Consider the following 9,657-nt stretch of genomic DNA (forward strand, 5'->3'; position numbering starts at 1 on the left):
GATGCTGCCGGTGCCGCTGCCGTCAATGCTGCCGCTGCCGCTGATGCTGCCGGTGCCGCCGACGCTGCCGGTGCCGTGGTCGCCGACGCTGCCGCTGCCGGCGATGGTGTCCCTACTAGCTGTGCCTGTCGGATGGCCCTCGCCAGTGGTGAGCGGCGGGCACAAGCGACATTGCTGCCCCGCCGAGATCTGGCGCTCAATCGCCTGCGCAAATGCTGGAACGGTCGCCGTTGAGCCGAAAAATGCACTTGAAATCAGCATGATACCGGTGCCGGCGAGGAGATGATGGATGGTTTTCATTGTGTTGCTCCCTAAGACTTTCACCTTGGGTTAACAATTGAAACTCAGAGCTTGTTAAATCGGTTCCCTGCCATGTCGTTCTTAGGCGGGCCGTGGTCGCGGCATCGATTCCCCCCCGGTTTATGGACCCCGAGAGGACCCCATTTTCCGATTTTTGAGCTTATTCGGCTAGGGACTTCCCGGCTAAGCCTTTGATTTATTTGGTCGGAGTGGCCGGATTCGAACCGACGACCCCTTGCCCCCAGCAAGGGCTTCGCCGACATCAACCTGCGCCGCCGAATGCTGATGCGGTTCAAGACCCACCACGAAGCCGGGCGGAAGTGCGTCCTGCTCTACGTCGGCGACCACGATCCCGCTGGCCTGCTGATCTCCGATGTCATCAAGTCGAACCTGATGGACTGCGCCAACGTCAAGGGCGTCGACTTCGATCCGTCGCCGATCCGCGTCGAGCGCATCGGTCTGACACGCGAGCAGATCGACGACCTCGGCCTGCCTTGGATATGTTCCCGCCGCCAACTTCTGGTCGGTGACGCTCTACGAGGCAGAGAACGCCTCGGGCCTCGCCAACGGGCAACCATTCCCGTCGCTCGGCTCGCGCGACAAGCCGGTGCAGAACGCCGACGGCAGCACGGACCTTTATCTTGGACCAAAAGCCCCAGAGGGCAAGGCCGGCAATTGGCTCGCGACGGTGCCGGGCCGAGGGTATTTCGCCATCCTCAGGCTCTACGGCCCAACCGAAGCCGCCCTCGACAACAGCTGGAAGCCAGGCGACATCGAAAAGGTGAATTGACGACAGCTGCCGATGCCGGGCGGTTAAATATTTGGTCGAAATACGACCTTCGCCGCATCACTTGCAAAGGTCCGGAACTGGCGCTATCGCGGCCATGTCCGCTTTCAGGAAATGGCAACGCAGGTCTTCGCGACCGACATCGGGCGCAAAGCGGTAATTGATGTGCCGGGCGCGGGGGTCGGCACGGTTCAATTCACAGCCGCTGATCTTGACGCCGTCCGACCTTATGCGAAGCTGATATGGTCATTCGATCTGGGGGCAGTGAATGTCGTCATCGCATTATACGCATGGCTCAAGTGAAGCCGAGCAGCAACGGCTGACGGCTTTAAACAAGCGTCTTAATCAACGATGTCTCGACGCTGCACAGCTGGTTGTTGGCGAGCGGGTCGTCGATTTCGGTGCTGGGTTAGGGCAGTTTTCGAGAATGATGGCGCGGGCCACCGGTGTTCCGGTCTTGGCTTTGGAGCGAAGCCCGGAGCAGATAGCGGAGGCGCTACGACAGGCCGACGCCGATGGGGATTTGGCATTTCTGGAGATGAGGCAGGGTGACGTGCTTGCTCCACTTCTTACCGACAACGAGCTTGGACAGTTCGACGTTGCTCATGCGCGGTTCGTTCTCGAGCACCTACCTGACCCGTTGCTGCTTGTTCGCAACATGGCCGGCGCAGTGCGACCGGGCGGACGGGTGATATTGTCAGATGACGACTATGATGGGCTTCGGCTCTGGCCCGAGCCACCGGGATTTGCCTCACTATGGCATGCCTATCAGCGAACCTACGACCGACACGGCAATGATCCAATCATCGGACGTCGCCTTGTTCAATTGTTGCATCAGGCCGACTTGCGTCCACGACGTATCACATTTGTCTTTTTTGGCGGATGCGCCGGCGAGCCTGACTTTGAGGCAGTTGTCCGGAACATTGCGAGCATCATCGATGAAGCGATCGACGATATCGTCGCTATCGGATTGCCCCGCCAATCCGTCACTGCGACGCTCGACGCCCTGATTGATTGGAGCAAGGAGCAGGACTCGGCCGTCTGGTTTGGAATGTCTTGGGCTGAAGCCGTTCGACCGGTCTAGTCGATGGGCTCTTGTGGTTCGTTTTGCCGTAACCAAGAGGTAGATTTCTGAACAGCGCGTCCGCTTTCGGTTGCCTCTGCCCTCGGGCGGAACGACTGAGATGCGGCGCAAAGCTGCCTTCCACGTCGCGGCAGACGTTAGTCGTCTTTGGGTCACGATTTGCCGTAGCGCCGCTCCGAAGGAATGGCAGAGGAGGGTCGAACCTTGCCGATCAGGCAGCGGCGAAACGCCTACCGTGAATCTGTGTCCCAATAATGCACAGGGGCCACGATGCACGGATGTCCGTGATCCTTGCGGTCTTGCGGCAAACTGATTGTGGGCGGGATGCCGAGGCGGTTGGCCGGGCTTGGCAAGGACTAACAAACGACCGGGAGTCAGAGAAAACGGCGCTCTTCGACCTCTGCTATCCACTCGAAGCTTTGTCGGGCCTAGCATCCGCTGCCGTCACCGCGTTTCGAGAGTGCGGAATTGTCGGTTTCAACATCCAGAATCCGCCAACAATCTCAGGCCTGCTTCAGGACGCTTGGCACATGTTCTGGAGCCCGACGACGCCCTACGAGACTTGGGAGCGAAACGCTCGCAGCCGCCTTCTCGACGAGATCTCCTAACGGACGAAGAAATCCCTCAGCGGCCGCGCAGCCTTGTGTCCTTCCCACGCTTTGCCCGCCAACAGCTGAAGCGTTTGTGTTGCTTCTGGAGATGCAAGATCCAATGATTTGATGGCTTCGACCTGGTTCTGCGCAGGTTCTTCGTCAATGCGTAGAAATCGATTTCGAAGGAGGCTGCTGACCTGAGACAGCACCAAATGTTCTTGGGCTGCCATGATCGTTTGGATAAGCCCACGACGCGCTATCCATGAGAAAGATCCGGGAGCTCGGGATTTCTCATGCACGGCGGAACCTTGCCGACGGGACGCGGTGCCGATCGAAAGTTGGTAGACCTCCTCCATCCGCGCGTGAGAGAAGTTCACCGCGTCGAGGAGGGCGATCATGTCTGGCGCGTTCGCTACAAGCCCACCATCGATGTACTCGCTTGGCCCGATTTTCTTCGTCGGGAAAAAGGTCGGTGCCGCAGCGCTCGCGAGTATCGCATCTTCGATGCTCACGGCGCTGGCCGCTTTGCCCGCAATGCCTTTGGAACGAAAGACGCTCGTTTCGCCTGTTGAGTAGTTGACGGCCGTTATGATGAGTGGCGCGTCGTAGTCGCTGAGCAGAGTTGCGGCAACGGGCTTACCGAGCGTCTTGCGAATGGCTTCAAGGATTGGAGCCGGACTATAGGGTGCCGCGACCACGAGCTGTTTGACGCTGGTGGTGATGCCACGAGCGAAGATCGACGGTCCGCAATCTTTGATTGTCGCCGCTAATGTCGTCGCTGGAACGGATGCCGAAAGGCCCGCAGCAAGGAGCGCGCCAATAGAGGTTCCAGAAATGATGTCAAAGCGGTTGTTGCACCGAACGTTGAACTTCGACTCGCATGCGGCAAGAAATTCGGCGCCGAAGAGCCCTCGATAGCCTCCACCGCTCAGTGCCAAGATCTGAAATCTATTAGGAGCGGACTGCGCCATTTCACTTGCGAACGAAGTCTTCAGGGTTTTCTACGGTGAGTCCCGGGATGTCTGCGTGCCCATCCTGATGGTAGTCCACGTAGACAAACGGGAAATCTCCCCTCCCAACCAGCGCTGTTGCAATCTCAACCTTGGTCGCGCTAGGCACATCGAATGACCGGCCGTCGGGATCTCGATATGTGATCCTCATATCAAGCAGATCGCCCCAGCGTGAGGCGATCCGATGGTCCATCGCAATGATCCGGTCATCGCGCGCGAAATCTTCGAACAGCCTGTTTGCCTGGTCGATGAAGTCTCTGATTACCGGCACGGGATGCACGGCGGCTTCGGGCTTTGCCCGTGCCGCCGTGAGCGCTTGTTCAAGTTGCCATCTGATGGTCATAGGCGTCACTGCACTGATGCAGATATCGTCTGCATAGATGCCGCGCGAGTCTGCGGCTTCTAACCAAAGTTCAGCACTGAGGTTACGCCTCTTGATCACGTCAAAGACGCACTGGGAGCTCATCAAATAGCGCGACATGAGCGGCGACTAAAATACACGTCCGCGTCCGCCAACAGTCTCCTCTTGAGACCGAGGCTCAAGACGCATCTTCACAACGCTTGCATCGAGCGGCTTTAGCTGTGCAAGCAATGCACTTGCGGGCCTTCGCCGTGCAGTTTTGCGTTCTGTTCCACCGCGAACTGAGTCAATCAGCGAGAGTATGGTATCCGACGATAGGACGAACGCTGCCTGAGGCAAATTGTCGAGGCGCCCAGCCCTTGCAATCACATAAGCCTGCCCAGACTCAAGCGCACGTTTCCGAAGGTAGTTCATATTCTTATTTGCACGCTCTTCGGGGACGACCTCTAGATCGATAACCGGGCACACCTGTAAGGCTTCCAGAAACTCTAGCTTTTGGCGGCTGTCTGGCATTTGCTCCACAAAACCCTGGAGAGTTTTAGCGAATTCACTCATCGGAACGCTCCTTTGTCGGCTCCGTACCATGCCCGGTATGTAGCGTGAAGATCGCTCGATATCAAGCCTATTCGACCTATTATAAGGAAACGAACGCACGAAATCGACCGCTATAGTGCGAATCCGATCGAATCATAGCTGAATCTCCTAACGCAAGCCGAAAGTAACATGCTCTGCAACTTTGGGCCGCAGATTCCCAGCCAACGTATGTCTCTACGCAGCAAATGGGGTACGCGGTTCCGCTCCACCAGACCCTGCAAACCAGAGCTGGATGTTCGCTATTTGTGCTTCGAAAGTCGCATAATTGGCATCGTGGAGTGCATAGCATCGTCGATCCGGTGGTTAAGCCGTGGGTCGAATCTCATCTTTCCCCAGACGCGCGAACGATCTGTCACCGGCCTGCGAAAACACCTTCGTGTACTCCCTGTCCTGCCCTGTCTATTGGGTAGAACTCGCGAAGACTTATCTTTTCCAGACTATGCGGGGAGGCCGGAGTTCAGCGATGGCGGTTGAATGAACATCACCCGCAGGGACATTCGTTAAGGTGGCCGCAGGCTCCCCGATGGCCCTCGCCTGGCCGGGAAAGACGCTCGCCGCGACGCCCGCCCCGCTGACGCGCACCATCCCTTCCACCGGCGAGGCGATTTCGGCGGTAGGGCTTGGCACCTGGATCACTTTCAAGGTTGGCGACGACCCGGTGCAGCCTGGTGGTTGGTTCTACGCGACAATTGTCGGCTTCCCGCTTGAAACCAGCTGCGGTCTTGCAGGGCAGCAGCGCTTCCTCTGGGGAATTATCAACTGCAGCGCTTTTCCTTTTCGCCACAGACTGTAGCTGTGGTGCATGCTGCTTTCGATCGAAGACCTGCTGAAATCCTATCCCGGCCCGGAAGGCCCGATGCCGGTCCTGCGGGGCGTGACACTCTCGCTCGACGCCGGCGAGACGCTAGCGCTGACCGGCGAATCCGGTTCGGGCAAGAGCACGCTGCTCCACCTCGTGGCAGGACTGGACGCTGCCGACGGCGGGCGCGTCGGGCTTGATGGGCAGGAGGTCACCGCGCTCGACGACAGTGGTCGCGCCCGGCTCAGGCGAAGCACGGTGGGCATCATCTTCCAGCAGTTCAATCTCATCCCCTCCCTGGACGTCGCCGCCAACATCGCCTTTCAGGCACGTCTGATCGGCACGCCGGAACCGCAGGAGCTTTCACGACTGGCCCACGCACTGGGCCTGGAGCCGCAACTGCGGAAATACCCCGAGCAGTTGTCCGGCGGCCAGCAGCAGCGCGTGGCGATCGCCCGCGCGCTCGCGGCGCGGCCGAAGCTGATCCTCGCGGATGAGCCGACCGGCAACCTCGACGAGGCGACGGCGGACGGGGTGATGGAGCAATTCCTCGCGCTCGTGGCGGAGACCGGCGCAGCGCTCCTGATGGTCACCCACTCCCCGCGTCTTGCGGCACGTCTCGGGCGCCGGGCGCATCTCAGCCAGGGCCGCCTTGCATGACCGGCGCTGTCCTCGAGGCACTGGCTTCGCACTGGCGACGCAACCGGCTTCAATTGCTGACGCTGGTGCTCGGCCTCGCGCTGGCGACGGCCCTCTGGTCAGGCGTGCAGGCGATCAACGCCGAGGCACGCGCGAGCTATGATGCAGCTGCCGCTACGCTGGCCGAAGGCCGGTTCCACCAGCTGATGCCGCGCGAGGGGGATTCCATGCCCCAGGCGCTTTTCGTCGCGTTGCGCCGTGCCGGCTGGCTGGTCAGTCCGGTGGTGGAGGGAAGGCTGCGCGTCGGCGGCACCGCCGTGAGGCTGGTCGGCGTCGATCCGCTGACCGCGCCGCCGAGTTCCGCTGCAAGCGAAGCACTGGCCCGCACCGATCTCAACCGCTTCTTGCGCGCGGAAACGCTGGTCGCCGGCCCGGAAATGGCCGCGCTCCTTGAGGCGAACATGCCCAACCCGGTTCTGGTCGATCAGGCGGTCGCGCCGGGCAGCGTGCTCGCCGATATCGGCGTCGTCCAGAAGTTGCTTGGCCGCGCCGGGCGCATCAGCCGCCTGATCGTCCTGCCGGAGCAGCCCTTGCGGCAACAGCCGCTGGCGGATATCGCACCGGACCTCGTACTGCAGCGTGCGGACGGTGCGACCGATGTCGGCCGGCTCACCGACAGCTTCCATCTCAACCTCACGGCGTTGGGCTTCCTCAGCTTCGCGGTAGGCATCTTCATCGTCCACGGTGCGATCGGCCTTGCTTTCGAGCAGCGGCGTGGCGTGATCCGCACCCTGCGCGCCCTCGGCGTGCCGCTCCGCCGCCTGGTCGTCCTGATGATCGCCGAGCTTGTCGTGCTGGCGACGCTTGCCGGCGCGCTCGGCATCGCGCTCGGCTATCTCATCGCAGCGCTCCTGCTGCCGGACGTGGCCGCGACGATACGGGGCCTCTATGGCGCCGACGTTGCAGGCACGCTGCAGATCCGCCCGGCATGGTGGCTTTCGGGAATCGCCATGGCGCTCGGCGGCGCATTGCTCGCCGCCGCGAGCGCGTTGTGGCGGCTGGCGCGGATGCCAGTCGTTGCGAGCGCCGGCGGCCGCGCCTGGGCGCTGGGCTCGGGACGGACGCGAACGCTCCAGGCTGCAGCCGCGGTCGTGCTGCTCGCGGCGGCGGGCGTGCTGGCCGTCACTGGGGGCGGGCTGGCCGCCGGCTTCGCGCTGCTTGCCTGTCTACTGCTCGGCGCAGCACTTGCACTGCCGCCTTGCCTGGCGGCAATCCTTCGTCTTGGCGAAGCACAAGCCGTTCGCGCCATGGCGCAATGGTTCTGGGCCGATACGCGTCAGCAACTGCCCGGCCTCGGGCTTGCACTGATGGCCCTGCTGCTAGCCATGGCTGCGAATGTCGGCGTTTCCACCATGGTCTCGAGCTTCCGCCTGACCTTTGTCGGCTTCCTCGACCAGCGCCTGTCAGCCGAACTGTACGTCGATGCGGACGCNGTCGCGGACCGGGCGGCTCTGGAACGTTTTCTCGAGNCGCACGCTGACGCCGTGCTGCCGATCATGTCGGTCGAAGCGACGCTCGCCGGCTTGCCGGCGGAGATTTTCGGGGTGCGTGTCGGCTACACCTACCGCGAAAACTGGCGCTTCCTCGACGCAATCCCCGCCGTCTGGGACGAGATCGAAGCGGGCAGNGCGGTCGTAATCAACGAGCAGCTCTCGCGCCGCGCCGCGCTGCACGTCGGCCACACGCTGGCGCTCGGCCCCGGGCTGTCGCTGCCGGTCGCGGGCGTCGTCGGCGANTACGGAAATCCCATCGGCCAGGCCATCGTCGGCGAGGCGCTGTTTCGCCAGACGTTCCCGGCCATCGAGCCGAGCCGCTATGGCGTTCGCACCGGCAATCCTCAGGGCCTGCGNCGGGCGNTCACGGAGGCGTTCGACGTTCCACCCGCGCGCATCATCGACCAGGCGGCGATCAAGGCGTTCTCGCTGTCGGTGTTCGAGCGCACCTTCTCCGTGACTGATGCGCTGAACGTGCTGACGCTGGCGGTTGCCGCGTTTGCAATCCTGATGAGCCTGCTCACGCTGGCGGCGATGCGACTGCCGCAGATGGCGCCCNTATGGGCGATGGGGACCACCCAGCGCCGGCTTGCCGGGCTAGAAATCCTGCGTACCGTCCTGCTTGCCGCGATCACGGCCGTGTTGGCCTTGCCGCTGGGCCTGGCGCTCGCCTGGGTCTTGCTTGCCATTGTCAATGTCGAGGCGTTCGGCTGGCGCCTGCCGATGTACCTGTTTCCAGTCGAATACATCCGCCTGATNCTCTTCGCGCTCGCCGCCGCGCTGCTCGCCGCGCTCTGGCCAGCGTGGCGGCTGTCGCGCATGGAGCCGACCGGGCTGCTGAGGATATTCGCCAATGAACGCTAGGGCGCTNATTTTCCTGCTGCTGGGTGTCGGCAATGCCTTCGCCCAGGGCTTTGCCGGGCTCGGCACAGACGCCGAAGGCTTCGCCGTTCCGGAACCGGGCAAGCGNTTCGAGTTCCCGCAGGATCATGGAGCCCATCCGGACTACCGGATCGAGTGGTGGTATCTGACCGCGAACCTCACCGGGCCCGACGGCGCGGACTACGGCCTGCAATGGACGCTGTTCCGCTCGGCGCTCGCGCCGGGCGAGGCCGAGGGATGGGAGAGCCCGCAGGTGTGGTTCGGCCATGCCGCTGTGACCAGCGCCGNGACCCACCTCTCCACGGAGCGTTTCGCGCGCGGCGGCATCGGCCAGGCGGGTGTGATTGCCAAGCCCTTCGCGGCCTGGATCGACGCCTGGCAGATGGAGGGCGACAGCCTGGACCGACTTCAGCTNAGCGCGACCGGCAATGACTTCGCCTACGACATCGCGATGCATGCCGAAGGCCCGCTCGTCTTCCACGGCGCCGGCGGCTACTCGGTCAAGTCGGCGAAAGGGCAGGCGAGCTACTACTATTCCCAGCCCTTTTTCTCAGTTGAGGGAAAGATTAGTCTGCCGGAAGGTGAGATCCGGGTGCGNGGCACCGCGTGGCTCGATCGCGAATGGTCGTCGCAGCCGCTGGCGGACGACCAAAACGGTTGGGATTGGTTCTCGCTTTCCTTTGACACAGGCGAGAAGCTGATGGGTTTCCGCCTGCGCGATGCCGCTGACAGCGGCTTCACCTCCGCCACCTGGATCGCGGCGGACGGTGCCGTGACGCCCTACGGCGACGGCAAGCTCGTTGCGACCCCGCTGGAGACGAGCTGGGTGGAGGGGCGCGAAATTCCTACGCGCTGGCGTCTCGTCTTGCCCGACCGTGCGCTCGACGTCACCGTCGGCGCGCTCAACTCTCANGCCTGGATGGGTCTCAGCATCCCCTATTGGGAAGGTCCGGTGCGGGTGGCCGGCACACACCCTGGCAAGGGCTATCTCGAGATGACGGGCTACCAGCGGCGATGACCGTGGACCCCGGCTGTGCCTGCGCGTCAGATCGTCA

Annotated in this window: 9 protein-coding genes and 2 pseudogenes; 6 read left to right on the top strand and 5 right to left on the bottom strand. The window is 62.4% G+C overall.

What is annotated here, in order from left to right; all coding sequences use genetic code 11:
- Together M727_RS38465 and M727_RS0131830 are read right to left on the bottom strand one after the other, a co-directional pair.
- Nucleotides 1-300, bottom strand: a pseudogene (locus tag M727_RS38465) (hypothetical protein); the annotation flags it as partial.
- Between the two features lie 183 nt (nt 301-483).
- A complete protein-coding gene (locus M727_RS0131830) occupies nt 484-816 on the bottom strand; it encodes a hypothetical protein (RefSeq protein WP_027155930.1) in 333 nt (110 codons plus the stop codon).
- Here M727_RS0131830 and M727_RS0131835 point away from each other — a divergent pair.
- Nucleotides 803-1,090, top strand: a pseudogene (locus tag M727_RS0131835) (DUF1214 domain-containing protein); the annotation flags it as partial. The gene M727_RS0131830 and the pseudogene M727_RS0131835 sit on opposite strands and share 14 nt — an antisense overlap.
- Before the next feature lie 265 nt (nt 1,091-1,355).
- On the top strand, nt 1,356-2,171 hold the full coding sequence (locus M727_RS41010) for a methyltransferase domain-containing protein (protein ID WP_084646999.1): 816 nt from the start codon (nt 1,356-1,358) through the stop codon (nt 2,169-2,171).
- 604 nt (nt 2,172-2,775) lie between these two features.
- Here M727_RS41010 and M727_RS0131860 read toward each other — a convergent pair.
- Genes M727_RS0131860 through M727_RS0131870 form a run of 3 tightly spaced genes read right to left on the bottom strand, consistent with a single transcriptional unit; the run spans nt 2,776 to nt 4,690 of the window.
- Nucleotides 2,776-3,702 (bottom strand): CBASS cGAMP-activated phospholipase, encoded by a 927-nt coding sequence (locus M727_RS0131860; RefSeq protein WP_198032737.1) that lies wholly within the window; start codon nt 3,700-3,702, stop codon nt 2,776-2,778.
- A 34-nt stretch (nt 3,703-3,736) separates the two neighbouring features.
- Nucleotides 3,737-4,255, bottom strand: a complete 519-nt coding sequence (locus M727_RS0131865; RefSeq protein WP_027155935.1) for a hypothetical protein — start codon at nt 4,253-4,255, stop codon at nt 3,737-3,739.
- A 9-nt stretch (nt 4,256-4,264) separates the two neighbouring features.
- On the bottom strand, nt 4,265-4,690 hold the full coding sequence (locus tag M727_RS0131870; RefSeq protein WP_027155936.1) for a hypothetical protein: 426 nt from the start codon (nt 4,688-4,690) through the stop codon (nt 4,265-4,267).
- Between the two features lie 562 nt (nt 4,691-5,252).
- Here M727_RS0131870 and M727_RS44090 point away from each other — a divergent pair.
- From M727_RS44090 to M727_RS0131890, 4 genes are all read left to right on the top strand, one after another.
- Nucleotides 5,253-5,522 carry a hypothetical protein gene (locus M727_RS44090; protein ID WP_027155937.1) on the top strand — a complete coding sequence of 90 codons (270 nt, stop codon included), beginning with the start codon at nt 5,253-5,255 and terminating at the stop codon, nt 5,520-5,522.
- 9 nt (nt 5,523-5,531) lie between these two features.
- Entirely contained in the window at nt 5,532-6,188 is a 657-nt protein-coding gene (locus M727_RS0131880) for an ABC transporter ATP-binding protein (RefSeq protein ID WP_027155938.1), read from the top strand.
- A complete protein-coding gene (locus M727_RS0131885) occupies nt 6,185-8,584 on the top strand; it encodes an ABC transporter permease (protein WP_027155939.1) in 2,400 nt (799 codons plus the stop codon). Before M727_RS0131880 ends, M727_RS0131885 begins: the two co-directional genes overlap by 4 nt.
- Nucleotides 8,574-9,620 carry a lipocalin-like domain-containing protein gene (locus tag M727_RS0131890; protein ID WP_027155940.1) on the top strand — a complete coding sequence of 349 codons (1,047 nt, stop codon included), beginning with the start codon at nt 8,574-8,576 and terminating at the stop codon, nt 9,618-9,620. Before M727_RS0131885 ends, M727_RS0131890 begins: the two co-directional genes overlap by 11 nt.
- Nucleotides 9,621-9,657: the final 37 nt, after the last annotated feature.

The organism is Mesorhizobium sp. WSM2561 (assembly GCF_000513915.1).
In the GTDB taxonomy this organism is placed as follows: domain Bacteria; phylum Pseudomonadota; class Alphaproteobacteria; order Rhizobiales; family Rhizobiaceae; genus Mesorhizobium; species Mesorhizobium muleiense.

Bases quoted from the DNA above. Each gene is read 5' to 3' on its own strand.
- M727_RS41010 (WP_084646999.1), top strand. From the start codon at position 1,356: ATGTCGTCATCGCATTATACGCATGGCTCAAGTGAAGCCGAGCAGCAA.
- M727_RS0131880 (WP_027155938.1), top strand. From the start codon at position 5,532: ATGCTGCTTTCGATCGAAGACCTGCTGAAATCCTATCCCGGCCCGGAA.
- M727_RS0131865 (WP_027155935.1), bottom strand. From the start codon at position 4,255: ATGTCGCGCTATTTGATGAGCTCCCAGTGCGTCTTTGACGTGATCAAG.
- M727_RS0131870 (WP_027155936.1), bottom strand. From the start codon at position 4,690: ATGAGTGAATTCGCTAAAACTCTCCAGGGTTTTGTGGAGCAAATGCCA.
- M727_RS44090 (WP_027155937.1), top strand. From the start codon at position 5,253: ATGGCCCTCGCCTGGCCGGGAAAGACGCTCGCCGCGACGCCCGCCCCG.